The sequence below is a fragment of the Williamsia phyllosphaerae genome (assembly GCF_014635305.1).
Taxonomy (GTDB): domain Bacteria; phylum Actinomycetota; class Actinomycetes; order Mycobacteriales; family Mycobacteriaceae; genus Williamsia_A; species Williamsia_A phyllosphaerae.
On sequence record NZ_BMCS01000001.1, the window covers coordinates 2912832 to 2936633 of the forward strand.

The following is a 23802-nucleotide window of genomic DNA, read 5'->3' on the forward strand; positions in this document are numbered from 1 at the left end:
TTACCCCACGGGCCAGTGCTGTCCTGAGGACCCTGCCTGGTTCGGCCCCGTCGCGGGCCGGAGATCGTGGAGGTTTCCCGTGTTGTTCTCAGCGCTGCCCGACGCCCAGGGGTTGTACGACCCCGACGCCGAATCCGATTCGTGTGGCGTCGCCATGGTCTGCGACATCCACGGTCGGCGATCCCACGGCGTGGTCGCCGACGGACTGCTCGCCCTGGAGAACCTCGATCATCGTGGTGCGGCGGGCGCCGAGGTCACCAGTGGTGACGGTGCGGGCATCCTGATCCAACTCCCGGACGAGTTGCTGCGCGCGGTCACCGACTTCGACCTGCCGGAACCGGCCGACGACGGCGCCCACACCTACGCCGCTGGCATCTGCTTCCTCCCGGTCGACGAGACCGCCCGCAAGGCGGCCTGCGCCCGGATCGCCGCCATCGCCGACGAGGAGGGGGTCACCGTCCTCGGGTGGCGGGTACTGCCGGTCGATCCCGACCTCGCCGACGTGGGGGCCACCGCCCGCGGATGCATGCCGGTCATTTGGCAGCTCTTCGTGACGGCCACCGACACCGACGGCCGGCCGGTGTCCGGCATCGGTCTCGACCGCGCGGTCTACCCGCTGCGCAAACGGGCCGAGCAGCTGACCGAGGAGATCGCCGGGGACGGCAGCGGCATCTACATCGCTTCGCTGTCCGCACGCACCATCACCTACAAGGGCATGCTGACCACCTCGCAGCTGCCCGCGTTCTACCCCGACCTGCGCGACGGACGGTGCCAGAGCGCGATCGCCATCGTGCACTCCCGCTTCTCCACCAACACCTTCCCCTCGTGGCCGCTCGCGCATCCGTTCCGGTTCATCGCCCACAACGGCGAGATCAACACCGTGCGCGGCAACCGCAACCGCATGCGGGCCCGCGAGGCAATGCTCGCCAGTGACCTCATCCCGGGTGATCTGCGCAGGCTGTTCCCGATCTGCACCCCGGAGGCGTCGGACTCGGCGTCGCTCGACGAGGTCCTCGAGTTGCTGCACCTCGGGGGCCGCAGCGTCCCGCACAGCGTGATGATGATGGTCCCCGAGGCGTGGGAGAACGTCGCGGACATGGACCCGGACCGTCGTGCGTTCTGTCAGTTCCACGGCTCGCTGATGGAGGCCTGGGACGGCCCCGCCTGCGTCACCTTCACCGACGGCACCGTGGTCGGGGCGGTGCTCGACCGCAACGGTCTGCGTCCGGGCCGCTGGTGGCGCACCACCGGTGGCCGGGTGATCCTCGCGTCGGAGGCCGGTGTGTTGGAGATCCCCACCGAACAGGTGGTGTCCAAGGGACGCCTGGAGCCGGGGAAGATGTTCCTCGTCGACACCGCGGCCGGACGCATCGTGGGCGACGATGAGGTCAAGGCCGACCTCATCGGCGCGCAGCCGTACGCCGAGTGGTTGCACGCCGGGCTGCTCGAGATCGCTACGCTGCCCGACCGCCCACGGTTCGTCCCGACCCACGAGTCGGTGGTGCGCAGGCAGGTGTCGTTCGGGTACACCGAGGAAGATCTCCGGATCCTGCTGACGCCGATGGCCGCGGGCGGGACCGAGCCGCTCGGGTCGATGGGCACCGACACCCCGGTCGCGGTGCTGTCCCGACGCTCGCGGCTGCTCTACGACTACTTCGTCGAACTGTTCGCGCAGGTCACGAACCCGCCGCTGGACGCGATCCGTGAGGAGATCGTGACGTCGATGGCCCGCGTCATGGGTCCCGAGCACAACCTTCTCGAGCCCGGCGCGGCGTCGTGTCGCCAGATCGTGCTGCCGTGGCCCGTGCTCGACAACGACGAACTCGCCAAGATCGTCCACATCAACGACGACGGCAACCACCGCGGGTTGGCGGCCAAGGTCCTGCGCGCGCACTTCGACGTCACCGGCGGCGGGGAGGCGCTGGCGCACGCCCTCGAGGACCTGCGTGTCCGTGCGAGCGCGGCGATCGCCGACGGCCACGCCACCCTGGTGATCAGCGACCGCGAGTCCGATCCCGACCACGCCCCGATACCGTCGCTGCTGGCGGTGTCGGCCGTCCACCACCACCTGGTGCGCACCAGGCAGCGCACTCAGGTGGCGCTGGTGGTCGAGACCGGCGACGCCAGGGAGGTCCACCACCTCGCGCTGCTCATCGGTTTCGGGGCGGCCGCGGTCAACCCCTATCTGGCGTTCGAGTCCATCGAGGACCTCATCCGGGAGGGCGAGCTCACCGGCGTGCCCGCCACCGCGGCCGTGCGCAACTATCTCCAGGCGCTCGGCAAGGGCGTGCTCAAGGTGATGAGCAAGATGGGGATCTCGACGGTCAGCTCCTACACCGGCGCACAGTGTTTCGAGGCGGTGGGCCTGTCGCGGTCCCTGGTCGACGAGTACTTCACCCGGACCGTGTCGCGGATCGAGGGCGTCGGACTCGACGAACTCGCCGAGGAGGTCGCGATCCGGCACCGCCGCGCGTTCCCGGACAACCCCACCGAGCAGGTCCACCGACGGCTCGAGGTCGGCGGCGAATACCAGTACCGACGCGAGGGTGAGCTGCACCTGTTCACCCCCGAGACGGTCTTCCTGCTGCAGCACGCCACCATCAGCGGCAAGGAGGAGGTCTACCGCCGCTACAGCGACGAGGTCAATCGGCTCTCCGCCGAGGGCGGGACACTGCGCGGACTCTTCGGCTTCACGACCGGGGAGCGGGAGCCGGTGCCACTGCACGAGGTCGAGTCGGTCGAGTCGATCATGACCCGATTCAACACCGGGGCGATGAGCTACGGCTCGATCTCCGCCGAGGCGCACGAGACGATCGCGATCGCGATGAACAGCATCGGTGGCCGCTCGAACTCCGGTGAGGGTGGCGAGGACACCGATCGCCTCTACGACCCACGACGGCGCAGCGCGGTCAAGCAGGTCGCGTCGGGCCGGTTCGGCGTCACCAGCGACTACCTCACCAACGCCACCGACATCCAGATCAAGATGGCGCAGGGCGCGAAACCCGGTGAGGGTGGCCAGCTCCCGGCGTACAAGGTGTACCCGTGGATCGCCAAGACCCGGCACTCGACGCCCGGCGTCGCGCTCATCTCGCCGCCGCCGCACCACGACATCTACTCGATCGAGGACCTCGCCCAGCTCATCCACGACCTCAAGAACGCCAACTCCGACGCGCGCATCCACGTCAAGCTGGTCAGTGCCGTGGGTGTGGGCACCGTCGCCGCGGGGGTCTCCAAGGCGCACGCCGATGTGGTGCTCATCTCCGGGCACGACGGCGGCACCGGCGCATCACCGTTGACGTCGCTCAAACACGCGGGCACACCGTGGGAGATCGGCCTGGCCGACGCGCAGCAGACGTTGATGCTCAACGGGTTACGCGATCGGATCACCGTGCAGTGCGACGGCGCGCTACGCACCGGTCGCGACGTGATGATCGCCGCGCTGCTCGGGGCCGAGGAGTACGGCTTCTCCACCGCGCCACTGATCGTGGCGGGATGCATCATGATGCGGGTCTGCCACCTCGACACCTGCCCGGTCGGCGTCGCGACCCAGAACCCGATGCTGCGGGCACGGTTCACCGGCCAGGCCGAACACATCGTCAACTTCTTCCGCTTCATCGCCCAGGACGTGCGGGAGCATCTGGCGATGCTGGGGTTCCGCACCCTCGACGAGGCGATCGGTCGCGCCGACGCGCTGCACACCGCCGACGGGGTGGCGCACTGGAAGAGCAGGGGTATCGATCTCACCCCGATCTTCGCGATGCCCGAGGTGCCCGGTTCGCGACGTCGGATCACCGGGCAGGAGCACGGCCTGGACAAGGCCCTCGACCAGACGCTGATGCAGCTCGCCGAGGGGGCCCTCGAAGATGCGCACCCGGTCACCCTCGAGCTGCCCGTGCGCAACGTCAACCGCACCGTGGGCACCTTGCTCGGCGCCGAGGTCACCCGCCGCTACGGCGCGGCCGGGCTCGCCCCGGACACGATCACGGTCCGGCTGACCGGGTCGGCCGGACAGTCCCTCGGCGCGTTCCTGCCGCCCGGTGTCACCATCGATCTGCAGGGCGACGCCAACGACTACGTCGGCAAGGGCATCTGCGGCGGGCGGGTGATCGTCCGACCCGGTCCGGGCGCGACCTACGTCGCCGAGGACCAGGTGATCGCGGGCAACACCCTGCTCTACGGCGCCACCTCCGGGGAGCTGTTCCTGCGGGGGCGCGTCGGGGAGCGGTTCTCGGTCCGGAACTCCGGGGCGGTGGCGGTGGTCGAGGGTGTCGGCGACCATGCCTGCGAGTACATGACCGGGGGACGGGTGGTGATCCTCGGGCCCACCGGCCGCAACCTCGCCGCGGGCATGTCGGGGGGTGTCGCCTACGTCCACGACCTCGATCCGTCGAAGGTCAACCATGCGATGGTCGACCTGCAACGACCCGACCCCGACGACCTGACGTGGTTGCGCGAGCGCATCACCGAACACACCGAACTGACCGGTTCGGCGGTCGGGGCATCGGTACTGGCCGACTGGCCGCGCCGGTGCCTGGCCTTCACCAAGGTGATGCCGACCGACTACCGACGAGTTCTCGACGCCGCCCGGATGGCCCGGGCCGAGGGGCGCGACGTCGATTCGGCGATCATGGAGGCGGCTCGTGGCTGACCCACGCGGATTCTTGAACGTCGACAAGGTCGAGGACCGGGCGCGCCCGGCGGCCGACCGTGTCCGGGACTGGGATGACGTCTACATCGATCACGATCCGCTGCAACTGCGGATCGAGGTCGCCGGGCAGGCGCGCCGGTGCATGGACTGCGGGATCCCGTTCTGCCACTCGGGGAGCGCCGGCTGTCCGCTGGGCAACCTCATCCCGGAATGGAACGATCTCGTGCGTCGCGGTCGGTGGGACGCCGCGAGCGAGCGGCTGCACGCGACGAACAACTTCCCGGAGTTCACCGGCAAGATCTGTCCGGCGCCCTGCGAATCGGCGTGCGTCCTGTCGATCGCCGAGAAGACCACCGGCGGCAGCGTCACGATCAAGCGGATCGAGAAGACGATCGCCGAGACCGCCTGGCGCGACGGCGGAGTCGAACCCAAGATCCCCGCGATCCGATCGGGTCGTTCGGTCGGCGTCGTCGGATCGGGACCCGCCGGCCTCGCCGCCGCGCAACAGCTGACCCGTGCCGGCCACGACGTCACCGTCTACGAACGCGACGACCGGCTGGGCGGACTGCTGCGGTACGGCATCCCCGAGTACAAGCTCCAGAAGTCCGACATCGACCGCCGGTTGGCACAGATGCGGGCCGAGGGAACGGAATTCCAGACCGGGTGCGAGGTGGGTGTCGATCTGGGTGTCGCCGAGCTACGGGATCGCCACGACGCCGTCGTGCTCGCGGTGGGGGCGCTCGACGCCCGCGACAACCCTGTGCCCGGCCGGGAGCTGGCCGGGGTGCACCTCGCGATGGAACATCTCGTCTCCGCCAACCGGGAGTGCGAGGGTGACGGCCCCTCGGGCATCTCGGCGCGCGACAGGGACGTCGTCATCATCGGCGGCGGCGACACCGGTGCCGACTGCCTGGGCACCGCGCACCGTCAGGGCGCACGGTCGGTCACGCAGCTCGACTACAACCCCGAGCTTCCCGCCGACCGTGACGAGGGGATGTCCCCGTGGCCGACGTGGCCACTGGTGATGCGGACCTCGTCGTCGCACGTGGAAGGGGGCGAGCGTCGCTATCAGGTTGCCGTGCAACGGTTCCGGGGTGATGACTCCGGTCACGTCACCCACCTGGTGCTGGCCGAGGTCGAGGTGCGTCGCGACGACACCGGCGCACGCTCGATCGTCCCGGTGGGCGAGGAGTTCGAGATCCCCTGCGACATGGCGCTGTTCGCGATCGGCTTCTCCGGCGTCGAGCACTCGGCGCTGCTCACCGACCTCGGTGTCGAACTCGATCGCAGGAAGACCGTGCCGTGTGGCGATGACTGGGGGACCGCGGCCGACGGCGTGTTCGTCTGCGGCGACGCCCATCGCGGTGCATCCCTGGTGGTGTGGGCCATCGCCGAGGGGCGGGCCGCCGCGCGGGGTGTCGACCTCTTCCTCATGGGCGCGTCCGATCTGCCCGCGCCGGTGCACCCCGACGCGGTGCCGCTGTCGGCGCGATGACATCGGGCATCCGGGGGTTCGCGGACGTGCACACGCGGTGACAACTCGGTGGAGTGATGGAGAAGCCCGCGACGGACGACTAGGCTCGCAACGGTGAATCGCCGTACAAAGATTGTCTGCACCCTCGGCCCTGCGACCGATTCGGCCGAAGGAGTCCGCGAACTCGTCGAGAGCGGGATGGACGTCGCGCGGCTCAACTTCAGCCACGGCACCCACGCCGATCATCAGGCGATGTACGAGCGCGTGCGCGCGGCCTCCGACGTCACCGGCCGTGCGGTCGGCATCCTCGCCGACCTGCAGGGTCCCAAGATCCGGCTGGGACGTTTCGCCCAGGGGCGTACCGAGTGGGCCACCGGTGAGCAGGTCCGCATCACCGTCGACGACATCGAGGGCACCCACGATCGCGTCTCGACCACCTACAAGGAACTCGCTCTCGACGCACAGCCGGGCGACCGCCTGCTCGTCGACGACGGCAAGGTCGGTCTGACCGTCATCGACGTCGACGGCAACGACGTGGTCTGCCGCGTCACCGAGGGTGGTCCGGTCAGCAACAACAAGGGCGTCTCGCTGCCCGGGATGAACGTCTCGGTGCCCGCGATGTCCGACAAGGACACCGCCGACCTCGAGTTCGCGTTGTCGCTGGGTGTCGACCTGATCGCACTGTCGTTCGTCCGGTCACCCGCCGACATCGAACTCGTCCACGAGGTGATGGATCGCGTCGGTCGCCGCGTGCCGGTGATCGCGAAGCTGGAGAAGCCGGAGGCCATCGACAACCTCGAGGCCGTGGTCCTCGCCTTCGACGCCGTCATGGTCGCCCGCGGTGACCTGGGCGTGGAGCTCCCGCTCGAAGAGGTACCGCTCGTGCAGAAGCGGGCCATCCAGATCGCCCGCGAGAACGCCAAGCCGGTCATCGTGGCCACGCAGATGCTCGAGTCGATGATCGAGAACTCGCGACCCACCCGGGCCGAGGCCTCCGACGTCGCCAACGCCGTGCTCGACGGTGCCGACGCGGTCATGCTGTCCGGCGAGACCTCGGTGGGCAAGTACGTGATGGAGACCGTGCGCACCATGGCGCGGATCGTCAACGCCGTGGAGAACGGCACACGCGACGTGCCGCCGCTGAGCCACGTCCCCCGCACCAAGCGCGGGATCATCTCCTACGCCGCCCGCGACATCGGTGAGCGGCTCGACGCCAAGGCCCTGGTGGCCTTCACCCAGTCCGGCGACACGGTCCGCCGACTCGCCCGACTGCACACGCGACTGCCGCTGCTGGCGTTCACGCCGTTGCCCGAGGTGCGCAGTCAGCTGGCGATGAGCTGGGGGACCGAGACGTTCCTGGTCGACAACGTCGACAGCACCGACGCCATGATCCGTCAGGTGGACAACTCGCTGCTCAAGATCGGTCGGCTCAACGTGGGCGACCAGGTCGTCATCGTCGCGGGTGCCCCTCCCGGCACGGTGGGGTCGACCAACCTGATCCACGTGCACCGGATCGGCGAAGAGGACCACTGAGTTCATCTCGGACTCCACCCGGGGGGAGTCGCGACCGACGTCGAGTCGGCTGCGATCTGGGTGAATCGACGCAGGGGGCAGACGATGACGGACCTGATTGTGCAGAGTGATCTCGACAAACTCCTCGACCTGTTCGAGCTGACCGATGCGGGCGACGACGTCTTCATCGGCCGCCATCCCGAGCAGGTGACCGCACGGACCTTCGGTGGACAACTGCTCGCGCAGGGCGTGATCGCGGCCGGCCGGACCATCGTCAAGGGCGATCCGCCGGTGCATGCGCTGCACGCCCACTTCATCCGCGGTGGCGACGTGTCCCAGCCGTTGGAGTATCACGTGCACCGCTCGCGTGACGCGCGCAGCTTCGCCAACCGCCAGGTGACCGCCATGCAGGGTGACGCCGAGATCTTCACGATGCTCGTCGCGTTCCAGGACAGCACCGCCGGTCTCGAGCACACCGTCTCCACGCCCGAGGTCCCGTACCCGGAGGATCTGCCCCCACTGGGTGAGCACTTCAAGGGGTACGAGGACCGGATCGCGGCGTTCGTCGACGCCATCCACCCGATCGACATCCGATTCGCCAACGACCCCACCTGGAAGGCGCGGGAGTCCGGTGAACGCCTGCGCGACAACCGGGTGTGGATGAAGGCAGACGGTCGGCTGCCGGACAATCCTCTGTTGCACGTGGCGGCGATGTGTTACGCCTCCGACACCACCGTGCTGGACTCGATCATCACCACCCACGGACTCTCGTGGGGAATCGACCGGTTGTTCGCCGCCACGGTGAACCACTCGATGTGGTTCCACCGCGACTTCCGCTTCGACGAGTGGATGCTCTACGCGACGGAGTCGCCGGTCGCCGCCGGGTCACGCGGGCTGGCCTCGGGCCGGTTCTTCACGCGCGAGGGCGTCCTCGCGACCACGGTCGCCCAGGAGGCGTTGATCAAGTACTTCCCGCCGAAGGACTGAGTCCCGACCCTCAGACGGCCTCTGCGACCATGCCGCGGTGCATGACCCGGTCGCCGACCACACCGGAGTGGTCCGCGCGGTGCATCACGGCGCGGTTGTCCCACATGACCACGTCGCCCGGGGACCAGTTGTGTCGCAGGACGTTGTCCTCGCGGGTGCTGTGCTCGAGCAGCGACGCGACGGTGTACTCGGCCTCCTCCGGGCTGAGACCACTCACCGCGGCGCAACGCTGTGGCGTCGACAGGTACAGCGCGGTGCGCTTGGACACCGGGTGTACCCGACACAGCGGGTGTTCGGCGGAGGTCTCGGCGTCGTCGTCGAGTTCCAACCCGGTCATCACGTGTGTGACGGTGCGGTCCAGGAGGTTCTCCCGGACGTCGGCGGGTAGGGTCTCGAACGCGCGGAACTGGTTGCTGAACAACGTCTGTCCACCCTGCTCCGGGACGTCCACCGCACGCAGGGCGGTGTAGGCGGGTGGGTGACGCACGTAGCTCGTGTCGACGTGGAACTGCGACCGCGGCGGTGTCGTCCGACCGACATTGCTGATCACGTTGAGATCGGGATGCCCCGGCACCGGGGTCTCGCCCTCGGTGAACACGGTCTTGCCGAAGCTCCGCAGGAACAGCCGGAACTGATCGTCGTCGATGTGCTGGTCGGGCAGGATGACCACGCCGTGGTGCGCCAACAGGTTGCGCAGCAGGTCGGTCTGGGCGGCGGTGAGCGCGTCCACCCGGATGCCGGTGACGCGGGCGCCGACCGGGTTCAGTGCTGTGTGGTCGATGACGATGTCCTCTCGGAGGTGAGTTCGCGCAACGCGGTCGCGAACAGTTCGGTGACGTCGATCCCGGCGGCGGCCGCCATGACCGCGACCACGCTGCCCCGGGAGAACGAGCAGTACAGCCCGGCCTCGAGGAACCAGGGATCGCCGTCCGGGTCGATGCGGAAATCGAAGAGACTGTAGTGACGTGCGCCGAGGGCGACGTGGCATCGGCGCGCCGCCTCCCACACCCGCTCGGTGATCGGGTCGTCGACGTCGACGATCCAGGCGTGGGCGTCGTCCTTGGCCACGAGGTACAGCTCGCCGCTGTCGGAACGGGCGAGCTTGTCGTCGGCCCGGCGGATCGGCTTGGACCGCGCGTCGACGGCGTATTCCTCGAGCGGCAGGCAGACCAACTCGCCATCGCGAACGAGGATGCCGCACCGCACCTCTCGGCCCAGCTCGATGTAGGACTCGACCAGGGCGGACTCGGAGTGCTCGAGCGCGTCGGTGATCGCGGGACCGAGATCGGCCGGGTCGCGTACCAGGGTGACCCCGGCCGAGTTGTCGGCGTCGACCGGCTTGACCACGACGGGCAGGGTGACGTCGGGGTGCTCGCCGGCACGCACCACGACCCCGGCGGGAACGGCGACACCGGCGGCCGCGACGATCGCCCGGGTCTTCGCCTTGTCCGCCGCGATCGCCATCAGGTCGGGGGTGTTGCCGACATACGGGATCCGCAGGGCGTCGAACAGTGCGCGGTAGGCGGTCATGCCGGGCAGGCAGAACATCTGCGGCACCATCACGTCGACCCGCAACGACTCGATGTGGGCGAGCGCCGCGGGCAGCCCCATCGTCGGCGCCCGGTCCAGAGCCGCCTCGGAGAGGTCGGTCGGGAAGCGCCACGAGCCGTCGGGGCCGACGTAGGCGAGATGGGTGTCGTAGCGCGCCGGATCGTCGACGGCCTCGACGCAACCGCCTGCGTACAGACGTGACAGATCGGCATGGAACTCGTCGACGGCGGAGCCGACGAGCTGCAGCACGGTGCGTTGCCCGCTCATCTAGTCGCCGCCCGTCTCGACGAGCTTGCCGATGTTGAAATCGATGCGCGTCCAACCACTCCCACGCCGCATGTTGTTCCACAGCAACGACGGGATCTGCAGGTGGTGCACCAGCAGGTAGGGCAGGGGATCGGTCCACGAGAAGATGGCGTCGGTCCCATCGGCGATGGTCCGCAGCCGGTGCCGACGGCGCCCGGACTCGGTGATCAGTCGCCAGAGCTCGTGGTAGATCCAGTACGTCGGGCGCGCAGTCGATCTCGGGGTGATGACCGGGTGGTCGTCCTCGAGGTACGCCGCCGCGACATCGGGGTGGTCGTAGTACATCGTGATCGCCGAATGGGTCCGCGGATTGCACTCGATGGCGTAGGCGTGACCGTCGGGTGCCTCGATGAAGTCGAACGACATCTGGCCGGTCGCGCCGAGCGAGGTGACGAAATGCTCCACCCAGGAGCGGATCTCGGGCTTGTCCACCATGGCGTAGTTCACCTGGAAGGCCGACGACTCGCAGCAGCCGTAGACCGTGAGCGCACCGTTGCGCACCGTGCCGTGGGTGCAGTACTCGCGTCCGGCGATGAACTCCTGCAGGATCCACGGATCCGACTCCGAGATGGACAGGCTGCGTGCGAACTCGGCGTTGCGCGCCGGGGTCTCGCGGGTCAGACGGGTGAGATCCATCCGACCGACCGGGTTGTAGGCGATCCGCTTGAGGATGTACTCACGTCCTGCGGGGAAGTCGAAGTCCTCGATCTGTTGCGGGTCGGTGATCCGGGCGTGGTCGGGCACCCGGAGTCCGAACGACTCGGCGGTCGTGGAGAACGCGTCCTTGTCGTCGAGCATGGTGACGGTCTCGAGGTCGGCGTGGATGACCTCGCAGTGCTCGTCGAGCAGCGCCCGCGCCCGCGCCTCGTGGATGCTCGACGCAGGTGAGGACACCGGGATCACGACGTCGACCCCCTCGGCGACCACGACGTCGCGCAGCGCCTCGGCGAAGCCGGGGGCTGTCGGTTCGGGGACGGTGTGGAACACGTCGACCGCACGCGAGAACCGGTGTCCGGTGAACCGGTACTTCGGTGCCTCGACCAACACGACCCGGTGACCTGCGTCGTGGAACGCCCGGGCGAGCGACAGCGACTTGGTCATCTTGCCGCCGGTGATGAGAACGGTCCGACGATCCGGAGCGGCGGCCGACCTCGACCGCGGGCGGAGCAGCGCGAGCGAGACCAGTGCGAGGTCGAGAGGCAGGGTGGCCGTCAGGCCCGCGAGCGCGGCCACGGTCCGACCGACTCCGGCGGTCCGCGGACCGCGCGCGACGGTCGTGGTGGTGGGGTCTGCGGTCGTGGTCATCGATCCACTCGACGGATCAGGGTCAGACCGTCTCGGAGCGGGATCAGCACCTGTTCGATGCGGTCGTCGTAGGTCAGTGCCGCGTTGAACGCGGCGATCGCCGCGCCGTTGGCCGTGTTCGCGTCGTCGAGCCACGGCTGCCCCTGCATGAGGGTGTTGTCGACCGCGATCACCGCGCCCGGCGCCAGCAGCTCACCGTCGAGCAGTTGCTGCAGGTACCCGGTGTACCCCGGCTTGTCCGCGTCGATGAACACGAGGTCGAACTGCCGGTCTGCAGCGGCCAGGCGCTCGAGCGTCTCCGACGCGGGTCCGACCGCCACCGCGATCCGCTGCCCCACATCGGACTGCTCGAAGCACTCCTGGGCGAACCGCGCGACCTCGGGATCCATCTCGCAGGCCAACACCTCGCCGTTGTCTCCCATCGCCTCGGCCATGGCCAGAGCCGAGTACCCGGTGAACATGCCGATCTCGAGAATCCGCTCGGCCCGGGAGAGGTGGACGAGGAACTTCAGGACCTGTCCCTCGACATGTCCCGACAGCATCTCCTGCTCCAGACCCGTACCGGCGGTGGACGTCGACCAGTCGGCCGAGCGTGTGCGCCGGGCCAGCTCGGCCAGCGCCGGGGATTCCCGGGTCGTGCACGCGTCGAGGTAGGGGTCCATCCCCGCCGCGAGGTCGCGGGATCGCCGGACGCGGTCCACCAGGGCCGGATCGGCACCGGGCGCGAGCTCGAGTTGCCGACAGATCTCCGTGAGCTCGTCGGCGAGGATGGTGGACGGCGTCACCGGGCGGGGCGGCGCCACGACCCCATCAGGCATGCGCGCCCGCCGACACGGGGGCGGTGAACATGTCGATCCCGGCGCCCTCGCGGTCGTAGGCGATGCAGATCTTCTTGTGGATCTCCAGGGCGTCAGCCAGTTCGTCGGTGGTGACGTCGTTGAGGAAGCGGCACGAACCGATCGGATCGGGGATCGCGGCGCGCAACATGCCGTCGCGGGTCTTGAGGATCGAATTGGTCGCCTCGGTGAGCAGTTCGGCGGTCAGGTACTCACTGTCGAGGGACAGTCCCAGGTCGCTCATCACACCGAGCACGCGGTCGCGGTCGCTCGCCGACAGGTGGCCGCGCTGCGCGGCCAGGGTCGTCGACAGCGCCATGTCGATGTTGATCGCATGACCGTGGAAGAACGGGGCCGGGGGAGTGAGTTCCAGTGTCGGACTCCAGGTGTGGCCGAACGCGATGACGCGGTCGAGGTCGATCTCGTGCAGGTTGGGTGCCTCGAGTTCGAGCATGGTGGCGATCGCCTGGTAGGTGAGGCGGTCGCCGATCTCACGCAGCTCCGGGGTCCCGTCGAGATGTCCGAAGCGGGTGCGCAGCAGATCGGGGCCGTGCTCGTCGAGCATGTCGAAGATCTCGGAGTTGCCGACCACCGAGATCTTGATGAGCTCGGCCATGCCGTTGCGCACCTGATCCTCGGGAAGTGTTGCGAGGAAGGAGAAGTCGAGCAGCACCTTCTGTGATGCGTGGTAGGCGCCGAGGCGGTTCTTGTGCTTGCCGTAGTTGACCGCGACCTTGATCGAGACGCTGGCGTCGATCAGACCGATGAGCGTGGTCGGGATGCGGATGTAGGGGGTGTTGCGGCGGTAGCTCGCGCACGCGTATCCCGCGACGTCGGTGGTGAGGCCGCCGCCGACGACGAGCACGGGCTCGGTACGGACGAGTCCGAAGGAGTCGAACTCACCGACGATCCGCTCGAACGTCTCCAGTGACTTGGCGGTCTCGCGGATCTGGACCGGCACGACGTGCAGGGTGAGGTCGTGATGGGCGAAGTACGCGCGGATCTTCTCCCCGTAGATCTCGTGGACCGACTCGTCGACGACCATCAACGCCCGACCGTAGGGACGGTAGCTGTCGGCGAGTTCGGTGTTGGCGATGTCGAACACGCCGTCGACATAGATCAGGTCGTACTCGATCTTCTCGTAGCCCTCGACGTGAAATGCCTTGTCGGTGGCGGTTACCTGTGCTTGAAGGTTGCTCAACGTGATACTCCTCTGACCGCCGCGTCGATGCGGCAGCGCGAATGTGATGACAGGGGTTCGGTGTGGATCAGCGATGACCGGGGACGGTCGACGTCGACGGTCGGGTCAGACGCCGGCGAGGGCGGTGACGCGACCGGAGTCGAGTGCGCCGACCGACTCGACGGCGGCGCTGAAGTCGCCCTCGGCGGTGTTCTCGTTCGGGAAGGCGATGCATGTGACGCCGGCCGCGGATGCCGCGGCGACGCCTCCCTCGTTGTCCTCGATCGCGACGCAGTCGGCGGCGTTCTCGCTCAACTCGTCGAGGGCGAACGTGTAGGACGCGGCGTCCGGCTTGGGTTCGGACACGCTGGACGAGTCGACGATGATGTCGAAGCTCTCCCTGGTGACGTCCGGTCCCAGCGAGTCGAGGAGCGCAGTGATGTTGTCGGCCGAGGTGGTGGTCACGAACCCGACCTTGACATCACTCTTCTTGGCCGCGGCCAGGGTCTCGACGACACCGGGGCGGGGGGTCAGACCGGCCTCGCCCACCAGCTTCTGGAAGATCTCGGACTTCGTGGCGTGGATGGCGGCCGCGTCGACGTCGACGCCCTTGGACTTCGCGTAGTCGGCGACCCGGTTGGCGCCGCCGTTCGAGGTCAGCATCGAGATGTAGTCGGCGCGCGTCCAGTCCCAGTCGAGGTCGTGTGCGGCGAAGGCCTCGTTGAAAGCGCGTCGCTGCAGCTCGGAGGTGTCGGCGATGGTGCTGATGGATCCGAAAAGAATGGCAGACATGAAGATCCCTTCGTGACGTGGAATCGGCGGGTCCACACCTCGACCTCCGGGTCGCAGTAGACCGGCCCCACAAGAATTCGTCCGGGCGTTGACGCCGCTGGTCTCCAACGCCATCACCTTCGTGCTGTTTTGACAGTACAGTACTGGTCGAACAGTTCAAGAGGTAATTTTTCCGTCCTCCGATCACCCGTGAGGGCGGCCACCGACCCCGAGGAGGACTCGCCCCGATGAGCTCCGGACGAGCCGGCGCAACGGCGGAAGACGCCCGCGTTGCCCGAACCCGTACCGATGTCGCCCGTGCTTCGCTCGACGTGCTGACCAACGACGGATTCGACGAACTGACCCACGCCAGGGTGGCCCGCATCGCGGGTTACTCGAAGACGACGCTCTACACACATTGGCCGTCGCGCGTGGATCTGCTGACCATGGCCCTGAGCGCGCTGGGCGAGTTGCCCCATCACAGCCCGACCGGTGACCTGCGGGCCGATCTCATCGCCGAGCTGCACGCCTTCCGGGTTGCGATCAACGACCTCGGTCTCGACCGTGTGCTGATGGTGTTGGCCCAGTGGGGTGCGACCGTCGACGAGATCGGCCGGATCCGAACGGATCTCGTCACCGACGGCGAACACATCGCGAGACGTCTGCTGTCACAGCTGGCCGAGGGCATCCGCCTCGAGGCGGCGGTGTCGATGCTGTCGGGCGTCGTGGTCTGTCCGACCCTGATGTACGGCTCACCACCCGACGACGCCACCGTCGAGCACGCGATCGACATCCTGCTCGCGGGTCTGCGCGCGTCGTAGACGGTTCGCGTTCGCCGTGCCGCCTTCTCGTCCGGGTGGGACGATCATCGCGTGACCGACACCCAGGATCTCCGTACCGACCGCGACGCCGACGACGTCGACCCGCATGTCGTCGTGTTGTTCGGGGCGATGGGCGACCTCGCCAAACGCAAGCTGCTGCCCGGTCTGTTCCACCTGTCTATGTCGAAGCTGACGCCGGCCATCCGTGTGGTCGGCACCTCGTTGGACGAGATCAGCACCGACGACTTCCGGGCCGCGGCCAAGAAGGCCTGCCTGGAGTTCTCCAGCCGCAGTCTCACGTCGGAGGCGGTCGACGAGTTCCTCGATTCGTTGACCTATGTGTCGCAGGGTGACGGACCCGGCGCGCTCGCGGATGCGGTGACGGCCGCGTCGGACACCATCGGCGGCTCGGCGCGGGTGCTGCACTACCTCAGCGTCCCGCCGAAGGCGGCGATGGCCGTGCTCGAGATGCTCAGCGAGGCCGGTCTCGTCGAGCGCTCGCGCGTCATCATGGAGAAGCCGTTCGGGACCGATCTGGCCAGCGCGAAGAAGCTCAACGCCTCGATCCACCGCTGGTTCGACGAGGAGCAGATCTTCCGTATCGATCATTTCCTGGGCAAGGAGTCGGCCCAGAACATCCTGGCGTTCCGGTTCGCGAACGGTTTGTTCGAGCCGATCTGGAACCGGAACTTCATCAACTACATCCAGATCGACGTCCCGGAGAAGTTGTCACTCGAGGGTCGCGCGGGGTTCTACGAGTCGACCGGCGCCTTCCGCGACATGGTCGTCACCCATCTGTTCCAGATCCTCGCGTTCGTGGCGATGGAGCCGCCGACCGCCTTGGCCCCCGGCCCGATCAGCGAGGAGAAGAACAAGGTCTTCCGGTCGATGAAACCGTTGGACCCGCACGACGTGGTGCGCGGGCAGTACATCGGCTACCGCGAGGAACCGGGCGTCGCGCCCGAGTCGGAGACCGAGACGTTCATCGCGCTCGAATGCGGCATCGACAACTGGCGCTGGGCCGGTGTCCCGTTCTACCTGCGCACCGGGAAATGTCTGGCCGAGGGCCAGCGCATCATCTCGATCGGGTTCCGCGAACCCCCCAAGAGCATGTTCCCGCAGGGATCCGGTGTGGGACAACACGGTCCGGACCACCTGACGTTCGACCTCGCCGACGTCTTCAAGGTGTCGCTGTCGTTCTACGGCAAACGGCCCGGGCCGGGCATGAAGCTCGACAAGCTCAGCCTGCAGTTCGGGATGGGGGAGCACGAACACGCCGGCCTGGTCCTGGAGGCCTACGAGCGGCTGATCCTCGACGCCATGAAGGGTGACCGGACGTTGTACACGACCGCCGAGGGCATCGAGCGACTGTGGGAGGTGTCCGCGCCGCTGCTGGCGGATCCGCCGCCGGTGCGCAGTTACAGCCCGTGGTCGTGGGGACCGAACGCGATCCACCAGCTCATCGCGCCGCACGCCTGGCGGCTACCGTTCGAACGGAGCTGGCGCAACAAGAAGTGACGAGACGTCGACTGGGCGGGTGCGGACGCCGAGTGGGCGGGTGCGGACGCCGAGTGGGCGGGTGCGATGCGGGAAGTGGGTGCCCCCGGTCAGACTCGAACTGACACTGGACGGGTTTTGAATCCGTTGCCTCTGCCAATTGGGCTACGGGGGCGTGCGCGAAGCACAACATTAGATGATCGGCCCGCCCGTTCGGTAACCGGTACTGTGCTCTCCATCGGTTGCCCACCGTGAACAGCGTCGTCGCGACGGGTGCACCGGACTACTCACCGTGGAGGTTCACCCTGTGACATCAGTGTCGTCGACAGAGCCCGTGGGCGATGCCCGCACAACCCACCGTGTGCTGGTCGCCGAGGACGACTCCCTCATCCGCATGGACCTCATCGAGATGCTCCGCGAAGAGGGTTATGACGTCGTCGGTGAGGCCGCGAACGGGCAGGTGGCGGTTGATCTCACCGAGTCGCTGAAGCCCGATCTGGTGATCATGGACATCAAGATGCCGGTCCGCGACGGGATCGACGCAGCCGCGGAGATCGCCGAGAAGCGGTTGGCGCCGGTCGTCATGCTCACCGCGTTCTCGCAGCGCGAGTTCGTCGAGAAGGCACGTGACGCGGGAGCGTTGGCCTACCTCGTGAAGCCGTTCAGCAAGGCCGACCTGGTGCCCGCCATCGAGGTCGCCGTCAGTCGGTACACCGAACTGACCACGCTCGAGGGCGAGGTCGTCGACCTGACCGAACGTCTGGAGACGCGCAAGCTCGTGGAGCGCGCCAAAGGATTGCTAATGACGAGTCAATCATTGAGCGAGCCAGAGGCTTTCAAGTGGATCCAGCGGGCGGCGATGGATCGTCGGACCACGATGAAGACCGTCGCCAACGTCGTGATCGAGACCCTCGACGAGAAGTGAGTCCCCGCAAACGACCCGACCGTCGATCTTTCCGACGGGTGGCCGCCGGGTTTCGTGAACGTAACTCGCGGGCAACACAACCACGCTAGCTTTACCGGGTCGAGGTGCGGTCTCCCAATTCGCGTCTTCCGTTCGCGCCGCCCTCGAATGTCATCTGCGAGGAGAACATTGATGTCGAGTCGCCATCTCATGAGTGGTGCAGTAGTCGTGGCGGTGTCCGTGGTGGCACTGGCCGGGTGTAGTAGCAGCGACAGTGGGGATTCCGGGGGCAGTTCCGGATCGCCGTCGGAGAGCGTCAGCGTCGAGTCCACCCCGGCCCCCTCGGGTCTCGGGCTCTCCCAGAAGCTCAACTGCCCCGGAGGGGTCGAGAAGGCCACCCCGGGCGCGGTCAGCACCGCGCCGTTGAAGGTCGGCACGCTGTTGCCCGCCACCGGCAGCCTCGCCTACCTCGGGCCGCCGGAATTCGCAGGCGTCAAGCTGGCGGTGACCGACATCAACGCCAACGGCGGTGTGCTCGGCCAGCCGGTCCAGGAGATCACCGGAGACTCTGGCGACACCACCACCGACACCGCGAGCGCCACGGTCGACCGCGAGCTCGGTGCGGGTGCGCAGGTCATCGTCGGTGCGGCGTCGTCGTCGGTGTCGCTGAAGGTGCTCGACAAGATCGCCACGGCCGGCGCCGTGATGTTCTCGCCTGCGAACACCTCCGACGAGTTCACCTGCTACAAGGACAAGGGCCAGTACTTCCGCACCGCGCCCGCGGACATCCTGCAGGGTCAGGCCCTCGCCCAGACGATGGCCGAGGACGGCGTCCAGCGAGTCTCGCTGCTGGCGCTCAACGATCCGTACGGCACCGGCCTGGCCGAGCAGGCACAGAAGAACCTCGAGGCCGCCGGTGTCCCGGCCGACCAGATCCAGAAGATCATCTACGACCCCAACGCCCAGTCGTTCAACGCCGAGGTCGACCAGGTGAAGAACTTCAACCCGGACGGCGTCGCGGTCATCGGCTTCGACGAGAGCGCGAAGATCATCACCCGCATGCACGAGGTGGGCATCGGGCCGACGGACGGCAAGTCGGTCTACGGTGTCGACGGCAACATGGGCAACGCCCTCGGTGAGGCCGTCGGTGGCGGACTGCTCAAGGGCATGAAGGGCACCACGCCGTTGACCAACACCGGTGCGGAGTTCCAGGGCCGACTGAAGGAAGCCGACCCCAAGTTGATCGACTACAACTACGCCGGTGAGAGCTACGACGCCACGGTGATCACCGCTCTGGCCGCGGCGCAGGCGAAGTCGACCAACGGGCGCTCGATCGCATCGCAGATCAACTCGGTCACCTCCGGTGGCGAGAAGTGCACCGCGTACAAGCAGTGCCTCGACCTGGTCAACCAGGGCAAGGACATCGACTACGACGGTGTGACCGGAACCCTCGACTTCAACGAGGCCGGCGAGCCGTCCATCGGTTCGTACGGGATCCTGGAGTTCGACGGATCCAACAAGCTGCTCGAGCCGACCCGCAAGTACGTCTCGGTGGCCGGTAAGTAAGCACCAGCTGCAACGAACGAAACCCCGCACTTCCCATGGGAGGTGAGGGGTTTCGTCGTCTGCGGCCCGAACGGGCTGCCGTCGCCTACTTCTCGGAGCTGCCCGCCAGGGTTCCGAGATAGAGCTCGATGATCTTCGGGTCGTTGCGCAGCGTCTCGCCGGTGTCGGTGTAGGCGTTGCGGCCCTGGTCGAGCACATAACCGCGGTCGCAGATCTGCAGACAGCGGCGCGCGTTCTGCTCCACGAGGACGATCGAGACCCCGGTGGCGTTGATCGCCTTGCAGCGGATGAACACCTGGTCCTGGAACATCGGCGACAACCCGGCCGACGGCTCGTCGAGCAGGAGGACCGACGGCTCCATCATCAGCGCCCGGCCCATCGCGACCATCTGGCGCTCGCCGCCCGAGAGCGACCCCGCCTTCATCTTCCGACGCTCGGCGAGCAGTGGGAACAGATCGGCGACGACGGCGAACCGTTCGTTGAACTTCTTGGGCCGCAGGTACATCCCCATCTCGAGGTTCTCCTCGATGGTCAGCGACGGGAAGACGTTCTGGGTCTGCGGGACGTAGCCGACACCGAGTTGGACCAGTCGGTGCGCCTTGGCCGAGGTGATCGCCTCGTCGCGCAGGGTGACCGATCCCTTGCGGATCGGGATCAGGCCGAAGAGTGCCTTGAGCAGCGTCGACTTACCGGCGCCGTTGGGTCCGATGATCCCGACGATCTCGCCGTCGTTCAGGTAGAAGTTGCAGTCCTCGAGGATGTTGATGCCCGGGAGATAGCCGGCGGTGATGTCGTCGGCGCGGATCAGTGCGTCACCCGCGCGCTTCTGGTGCTCGGCCGGGGTGGCGGCCAGCTGTGCAGGTGTGAGCTCGTCGGACGGCGTGGTGGGTGAGTTCTCGGGTGATTCGGTCACCGGGGGTCCTCTCCGGCAGCGGTGTCGGCTGCGTGGCGCCCGGGGACCGCGCCGGGCGCGGCTCCGGTGGGTGGTGGGTCGGACAGGTCGCCGCCGGCGTGCAGCGTCTCCTCGATGGCCTCGTCGACCTCGTGGGCCAGAACGGCGGTCTCGCCCACCGGGTTGCCGTCGGAATCGAATTCCAGGGCCTGGTCGTGGTGTCCGCCGAGATACGCGTCGACGACGGCCTCGTTCTCGCCGAGGCGATCGGGGAGCGACTCGGCGATCACCGACCCCTGCGCCATCACCACGACCCAGTCGCTGATGTCGCGGATCACGTCCATGTCGTGTTCGACGAACACGACGGTCATCCCGTCCTCGCGCAACGACTTGATGTGTTCGAGCAGGCTCTGCGTCAGAGCGGGGTTCACCCCGGCCATCGGCTCGTCGAGCATGACGACCTCGGGCTCGCACATCAGCGCACGGGCCATCTCCAGCAGCTTGCGCTGTCCACCGGACAGCGACCCCGCGTAGTCGTTCGCCTTCTCCTCCAACCGGAACCGGCGGAGCAGCGCGTGGGCCTGCTCGGTGATCTCCTCCTCCTGCTTGCGCCACGTCCAGGGAGCCAGCGCGGCCAGGAAGTGTTCGCCGCGTTGATGCCGGCCGCCTAGGCGGACGTTGTCGAGCACCGACAGCTTCGCCAGCGCGCGGGTGAGCTGGAAGGTGCGCACCATGCCGCGCCGCGAGACCTGGTGGGGGACGAGCTTTCCCAGTGCGTCACCGTTGAGCGACCAGGTGCCGGAGTTCGGCTTGTCGAAACCGGTGATGAGGTTGAAGAACGTGGTCTTGCCCGCACCGTTGGGTCCGATCAGACCGGTGATGGCGCCCCGCTGGATCTCGAGGTGCGCGACGTCGACGGCGGTCAGGCCGCCGAAGCTGCGGGTGATGCCGTCGACGGTGATGATCGGATCGGGTTTCGCCGATCCGGGTGTGGCGTCGATGCCCGCGAAGATGCGGGCGCGTTCGTCCGCGCTGAACGTCTTGAGCTTCGCGGCCGACGGGATGTGCTGGGCGGTGTCGGAGTCACTTGGCATCGAGTTGGACCTCCCGCTTGTTTCCGAGGATTCCCTGGGGTCGGAACACCATCATCAGGGCGATGGCCAGCCCGAGGAGCACATAGCGGACCGCGCCGATCTGCTGCTGGGTGAGGTCGATGTACCCGGCTTCACTCGCCTGTCGGAGCAGGACGTCGGGGATGGACAACAGGAACCAGAACAGCATGGCGCCCAACACCGGTCCGAAGACGGTGGCGGCGCCACCGAGGATCAGCGCGCCATAGGCGAAGAACGTCTGCGCCGTGGAGAAGAAGTCCGGGTTGATCGACTGGGTCTGCACTGCGTTGAACACGCCCGCGAGGCCACCGATACAGCCGCCGATGACGAGCGCCTGCATCTTGTAGAAGTAGGCGTTCTTGCCGACGGAGCGGGCGGCGTCCTCGTCCTCACGAACGGCCTTGAGAACACGGCCCCACGGGCTGCGCACGAGGAGGAACACCATGAGGCACAGCAGGGCGACCAGGCTCCACCCGATCACCATCGACCACAGGTCCGTTCCTTGGAACTTCACGCCGAGAAAGGAGTACTGCTTCCTGTTGTCGAAGGGACTGAGCGAGAAGAACCCGTCCGCGTAACCGAACAGACCGTTGGTGGATCCGGTCACGCTGTCGGTCGAGGTGGATCGAAAGATCAACCGCAGTATCTCCGAGGCCGCGATCGTCACGATGGCGAGGTAGTCCGCGCGCAGCCTCAGGGTGGGCAGACCGAGTACCACCGCCAGCAATCCCGCGGCGAGGATGCCGATGATGGCGCCCGCCCACAGCGGCAGGTCGTACTTGACTGTCATGATGCCGACGCCGTAGCCGCCGAGCAGTGCGAAACCGATCTGCCCGAAGTTCAGCAGGCCGGTGTACCCGAAGTGCAGGTTGAGGCCGATGGCGAGCAGCGCGTAGAAGATCGCCGATGGGCCCACCAGTTGGGCGAGCGAGGTCTGCAGTGCAGAAATGAGATCCACGTTCTCACCCGATCCTTGCGCGTGATCCGAGAATGCCCTGGGGGCGGATCGCCAGGATGACGATCAGCACCACGAGCCCGCCGACGTATTTGAGGTCCGGGTTGACCCAGTAGGTGGAGAGCTGGACGAGCAATCCGACGATCACACAGCCCAGGAGCGCTCCGTACGCGGTTCCCAGGCCGCCGAGGGTGATGCCCGCGAACATCAACAGCAACAGCTTGAATCCCATCTCCCACTGGACCCGCCCCGACAGTTCGGAGAGGGCGAACAAGACACCGCCGAGAGCGGCCAACGCGCCGGCCAGGGCCCAGACGAAGAGGATCACCCGGTCGACGTCGATGCCGGACGAGGCGGCGAGGTCGCGGTTGTCGGCGACCGCTCGCATCGCCTTGCCGATCCGCGTGCGCTGCAACATCGTCGCCACGGCGATCAGGACCACGAGGCTGATGATGATGCAGAAGAGATTGACCGGGGTGATGGCGAACGGACCCGATCCGATCTGCGTCTGCACCTGATAGTCCTTGAACGGCTCGGACCGGTCGGAGAAGAAGATCAGGATCAGGTAGCGCGCGACGAGCGACAACCCGATGGACACCACCAGCTGCGCCACCAGCCCGGATCTCCTCCGTCTGAGCACTCTCCAGATCCCGAGCTCGTTCGCGACACCGATGCCCGCGCCGACGACCACGGCGATCACGGTCGCGAGGACGAGGTTGAGGCCGAGTTTGACGTTGATGGCCCAGGCGATCACCGCGCCGAGGGTGACCAGCTCGCCGTGGGCGAAGTTCGTCAGCCCGGTCGTGCCGAAGATCAGACTCAGTCCCACACCGGTGATGGCGATGATCAGGCCGAACCGGAGTCCGTCGATGGCCAGACGTGTCAGTTTCGACACCGCCGAGACCTCTGTCGACGTCCGCTGCGCCCCGAAGGAGAAGATGACCGGGCGGTCGGTGCCCGCGGTCAACACGACCGGGATCGAACGCGTCTTCTCCTGCACCTCGATGCCCTTGGGCAGGGTCGACTCGTCGATCGCCACGGTGTAGTTGCCGGGGGCGAGGGTGATCGACCAAGCGCCGGTGGAGCTCGAGGTGGACGTGCCGACCTCGGCGCCGGCGTTGTCGGTGGCGACGACCTTCACGTCGGCGACGCGCTCGGTCCCGTTGCGCAGATTGCCGAAGATGCGAACCTCGTCGCCGGGGGCGGCCGAGGCGGTGGCGGGCCCCAGGGAGGCGCCGAGGAGAAGAGCCCCAATCACCCCCAGGAGCGCCGCGGCCAACCATCGGACGGGCGATGTCGGCGAACGCGGGACAAGCCGTGACATCGGCGAGGTACCTCCAGGAGATCGATCGCGGGATGTGGCCGATCAGCGACTGCCGTGACCCTGTTTTGGGACTCTAGTGCCCGATCGGCCACTTGGCCGGGCGAAACCGTTTACCCGCAGTTCAATGTTCCGAGGGCTGTGTCGGCTGTCGGGACGGCTCT

At 67.5% G+C, this 23802-nt stretch carries 18 protein-coding genes and 1 tRNA gene; 8 read left to right on the forward strand and 11 right to left on the reverse strand.

Translation table 11 applies throughout. The annotated features are described in order from the left end of the window. Nucleotides 1-79 precede the first annotated feature (79 nt). The 4 genes from gltB to IEV93_RS13645 all read left to right on the forward strand — a co-directional run bounded on the left by gltB (nucleotide 80) and on the right by IEV93_RS13645 (nucleotide 8621). On the forward strand, nucleotides 80-4648 hold the full coding sequence (gltB, locus tag IEV93_RS13630; protein ID WP_188490205.1) for a glutamate synthase large subunit: 4569 nt from the start codon (nucleotides 80-82) through the stop codon (nucleotides 4646-4648). Then, nucleotides 4641-6143, forward strand: coding sequence for a glutamate synthase subunit beta (locus IEV93_RS13635; protein ID WP_188490206.1), 1503 nt, complete (start codon nucleotides 4641-4643; stop codon nucleotides 6141-6143). The genes gltB and IEV93_RS13635 overlap by 8 nt, the downstream gene beginning before the upstream one ends. A 93-nt stretch (nucleotides 6144-6236) precedes the next feature. Further along, on the forward strand, nucleotides 6237-7655 hold the full coding sequence (pyk, locus tag IEV93_RS13640; protein WP_188490207.1) for a pyruvate kinase: 1419 nt from the start codon (nucleotides 6237-6239) through the stop codon (nucleotides 7653-7655). A gap of 84 nt (nucleotides 7656-7739) precedes the next feature. Beyond that, a complete protein-coding gene (locus IEV93_RS13645) occupies nucleotides 7740-8621 on the forward strand; it encodes an acyl-CoA thioesterase (protein WP_188490208.1) in 882 nt (293 codons plus the stop codon). Between the two features lie 10 nt (nucleotides 8622-8631). Here IEV93_RS13645 and IEV93_RS13650 read toward each other — a convergent pair whose 3' ends face one another. The 6 genes from IEV93_RS13650 to IEV93_RS13675 form a co-directional block, all read right to left on the reverse strand. Continuing rightward, nucleotides 8632-9351, reverse strand: a complete 720-nt coding sequence (locus IEV93_RS13650) for a TauD/TfdA dioxygenase family protein (protein ID WP_229705090.1) — start codon at nucleotides 9349-9351, stop codon at nucleotides 8632-8634. Nucleotides 9352-9383: 32 nt separating this feature from the next. Beyond that, nucleotides 9384-10439 carry a D-alanine--D-alanine ligase family protein gene (locus IEV93_RS13655; RefSeq protein WP_188490209.1) on the reverse strand — a complete coding sequence of 352 codons (1056 nt, stop codon included), beginning with the start codon at nucleotides 10437-10439 and terminating at the stop codon, nucleotides 9384-9386. Beyond that, complete coding sequence (locus IEV93_RS13660) at nucleotides 10440-11783, reverse strand: ATP-grasp domain-containing protein (protein ID WP_188490210.1); 1344 nt, start codon at nucleotides 11781-11783, stop codon at nucleotides 10440-10442. Beyond that, on the reverse strand, nucleotides 11780-12601 hold the full coding sequence (locus IEV93_RS13665; RefSeq protein WP_188490211.1) for an O-methyltransferase: 822 nt from the start codon (nucleotides 12599-12601) through the stop codon (nucleotides 11780-11782). The genes IEV93_RS13660 and IEV93_RS13665 overlap by 4 nt, the downstream gene beginning before the upstream one ends. Further along, nucleotides 12594-13820, reverse strand: a complete 1227-nt coding sequence (locus IEV93_RS13670; RefSeq protein ID WP_188490212.1) for a sedoheptulose 7-phosphate cyclase — start codon at nucleotides 13818-13820, stop codon at nucleotides 12594-12596. The genes IEV93_RS13665 and IEV93_RS13670 overlap by 8 nt, the downstream gene beginning before the upstream one ends. A gap of 105 nt (nucleotides 13821-13925) precedes the next feature. Next, the gene (locus IEV93_RS13675) at nucleotides 13926-14591 is read right to left on the reverse strand and encodes an HAD-IA family hydrolase (RefSeq protein ID WP_188490213.1); all 666 of its coding nucleotides are present in this window, start codon (nucleotides 14589-14591) and stop codon (nucleotides 13926-13928) included. Between the two features lie 227 nt (nucleotides 14592-14818). On the opposite strand from IEV93_RS13675, the gene IEV93_RS13680 reads away from it, so the two are divergent. Continuing rightward, on the forward strand, nucleotides 14819-15391 hold the full coding sequence (locus IEV93_RS13680) for a TetR/AcrR family transcriptional regulator (RefSeq protein ID WP_188490214.1): 573 nt from the start codon (nucleotides 14819-14821) through the stop codon (nucleotides 15389-15391). Nucleotides 15392-15520: 129 nt separating this feature from the next. Beyond that, nucleotides 15521-16909 (forward strand): glucose-6-phosphate dehydrogenase, encoded by a 1389-nt coding sequence (gene zwf / locus IEV93_RS13685; protein ID WP_188490601.1) that lies wholly within the window; start codon nucleotides 15521-15523, stop codon nucleotides 16907-16909. Nucleotides 16910-16989: 80 nt separating this feature from the next. On the opposite strand, the gene IEV93_RS13690 is transcribed toward zwf, so the two are convergent. Beyond that, nucleotides 16990-17063: transfer RNA gene (locus IEV93_RS13690), tRNA-Leu, on the reverse strand. Between the two features lie 132 nt (nucleotides 17064-17195). On the opposite strand from IEV93_RS13690, the gene IEV93_RS13695 reads away from it, so the two are divergent. Together IEV93_RS13695 and IEV93_RS13700 are read left to right on the forward strand one after the other, a co-directional pair. Next, complete coding sequence (locus IEV93_RS13695; protein WP_371873818.1) at nucleotides 17196-17813, forward strand: ANTAR domain-containing response regulator; 618 nt, start codon at nucleotides 17196-17198, stop codon at nucleotides 17811-17813. A 171-nt stretch (nucleotides 17814-17984) separates the two neighbouring features. Continuing rightward, nucleotides 17985-19358: an ABC transporter substrate-binding protein gene (locus IEV93_RS13700; RefSeq protein WP_188490215.1), complete on the forward strand. Its 1374-nt coding sequence runs from the start codon at nucleotides 17985-17987 to the stop codon at nucleotides 19356-19358. An 85-nt stretch (nucleotides 19359-19443) separates the two neighbouring features. Here the strand turns inward: IEV93_RS13700 and IEV93_RS13705 are convergent, their stop codons facing one another. Genes IEV93_RS13705 through IEV93_RS13720 form a run of 4 tightly spaced genes read right to left on the reverse strand, consistent with a single transcriptional unit; the run spans nucleotide 19444 to nucleotide 23641 of the window. Beyond that, nucleotides 19444-20271, reverse strand: a complete 828-nt coding sequence (locus IEV93_RS13705) for an ABC transporter ATP-binding protein (protein WP_188490216.1) — start codon at nucleotides 20269-20271, stop codon at nucleotides 19444-19446. Continuing rightward, entirely contained in the window at nucleotides 20268-21344 is a 1077-nt protein-coding gene (locus IEV93_RS13710; RefSeq protein ID WP_188490217.1) for an ABC transporter ATP-binding protein, read from the reverse strand. The genes IEV93_RS13705 and IEV93_RS13710 overlap by 4 nt, the downstream gene beginning before the upstream one ends. Further along, nucleotides 21334-22320, reverse strand: coding sequence for a branched-chain amino acid ABC transporter permease (locus tag IEV93_RS13715; RefSeq protein ID WP_188490218.1), 987 nt, complete (start codon nucleotides 22318-22320; stop codon nucleotides 21334-21336). Before IEV93_RS13715 ends, IEV93_RS13710 begins: the two co-directional genes overlap by 11 nt. Before the next feature lie 4 nt (nucleotides 22321-22324). Then, nucleotides 22325-23641 (reverse strand): branched-chain amino acid ABC transporter permease, encoded by a 1317-nt coding sequence (locus IEV93_RS13720; protein WP_188490219.1) that lies wholly within the window; start codon nucleotides 23639-23641, stop codon nucleotides 22325-22327. Between the last annotated feature and the right edge of the window lie 161 nt (nucleotides 23642-23802).

Bases quoted from the DNA above. Each gene is read 5' to 3' on its own strand.
- IEV93_RS13660 (WP_188490210.1), bottom strand. From the start codon at position 11,783: ATGACCACGACCGCAGACCCCACCACCACGACCGTCGCGCGCGGTCCG.
- IEV93_RS13700 (WP_188490215.1), top strand. From the start codon at position 17,985: ATGTCGAGTCGCCATCTCATGAGTGGTGCAGTAGTCGTGGCGGTGTCC.
- IEV93_RS13680 (WP_188490214.1), top strand. From the start codon at position 14,819: ATGAGCTCCGGACGAGCCGGCGCAACGGCGGAAGACGCCCGCGTTGCC.
- IEV93_RS13645 (WP_188490208.1), top strand. From the start codon at position 7,740: ATGACGGACCTGATTGTGCAGAGTGATCTCGACAAACTCCTCGACCTG.
- IEV93_RS13655 (WP_188490209.1), bottom strand. From the start codon at position 10,439: ATGAGCGGGCAACGCACCGTGCTGCAGCTCGTCGGCTCCGCCGTCGAC.
- zwf (WP_188490601.1), top strand. From the start codon at position 15,521: ATGGGCGACCTCGCCAAACGCAAGCTGCTGCCCGGTCTGTTCCACCTG.
- IEV93_RS13665 (WP_188490211.1), bottom strand. From the start codon at position 12,601: ATGCCTGATGGGGTCGTGGCGCCGCCCCGCCCGGTGACGCCGTCCACC.
- IEV93_RS13720 (WP_188490219.1), bottom strand. From the start codon at position 23,641: ATGTCACGGCTTGTCCCGCGTTCGCCGACATCGCCCGTCCGATGGTTG.
- IEV93_RS13710 (WP_188490217.1), bottom strand. From the start codon at position 21,344: ATGCCAAGTGACTCCGACACCGCCCAGCACATCCCGTCGGCCGCGAAG.
- IEV93_RS13675 (WP_188490213.1), bottom strand. From the start codon at position 14,591: ATGTCTGCCATTCTTTTCGGATCCATCAGCACCATCGCCGACACCTCC.